We start from the raw sequence: 878 nt of genomic DNA, 5'->3' as shown, positions 1-878 counted from the left end.
GTATGCTTATGACCAATCAACAGTGCAATTTTATAAAGAGAAAGCATTGGAAACATTGGCGCGTATACCTGGATTAGAAAACCTTGAAAGTCAAATTGAAGTAGAACGTGTATTTACGCCTAATGATTTTGAATCCCACTATAATGCATACCGCGGGGCTACTTTTGGTTTGCAACCAACCTTAATGCAAAGTAACCACTTTAGACCGCAAGCAAAAGCTGAAAATGTGTCGGGTTTATATTTTACAGGTTCCTCCACACATCCAGGTGCAGGGGTTCCTATAGTCATCGAGAGTGGTAAAATTTGTGCCGATGAGTTGATGTTAGATGATGAGGGTTAGAGTTAGAGAGGAAAGGGAGATTATGGCAAGAAATCGTTTGCTTAGCGCATCTTATAAAGCTTCTGAAAATACGATGGCAGAAGCATCAAAGAGCTTTTACCAAGCTTTCCGCTTGCTACCAAAAGAGACATTTGAAGGTGTTGCAGCTTTATACGCCTACAATCGATATGTAGATGATATTGCAGATAGCGGAGACCTCACACAAGAAGAAGCTCTGGGAAAGTTAGATGATTTAGAAGCACAAATTCTAAATATAAAAACGAGTGAAGAGGAACCATTTGCTTGGTGGTTGGCCTTCAAAGATACGGTATCTACATATCAAGTGTCTACTGATGCTTTGTTGAAACAGATCCAAGGACAACGGATGGATATTTTAGGCCACGAAGTAGTCGATATGGATGACTTGGTTGATTACGCTTCAAATGTTGCTGGGTCAGTAGGGGAAATGTTATTACCTTTACTAGTGGACGAAGCTACTGAGATTGATCAAGCTATGCGTCAAGCAGCAATAGATTTAGGTATTGGCATGCAGTTAACG

At 40.4% G+C, this 878-nt stretch carries 2 protein-coding genes; both read left to right on the top strand.

What is annotated here, in order from left to right:
- Positions 1 to 340: FAD-dependent oxidoreductase (locus tag ACRCJ0_RS16245; RefSeq protein ID WP_431391203.1), on the top strand; the 340-nt coding region annotated here is incomplete at its 5' end.
- Between the two features lie 22 nt (positions 341 to 362).
- On the top strand, positions 363 to 878 hold a 516-nt coding region (locus ACRCJ0_RS16240; protein WP_431391202.1), incomplete at its 3' end, for a phytoene/squalene synthase family protein.

This window comes from Aerococcus sp. L_32 (assembly GCF_050689315.1).
The sequence above is the reverse complement of the archived record's forward strand: the minus strand, read 5'-3'. Positions and strand labels throughout refer to the sequence as shown.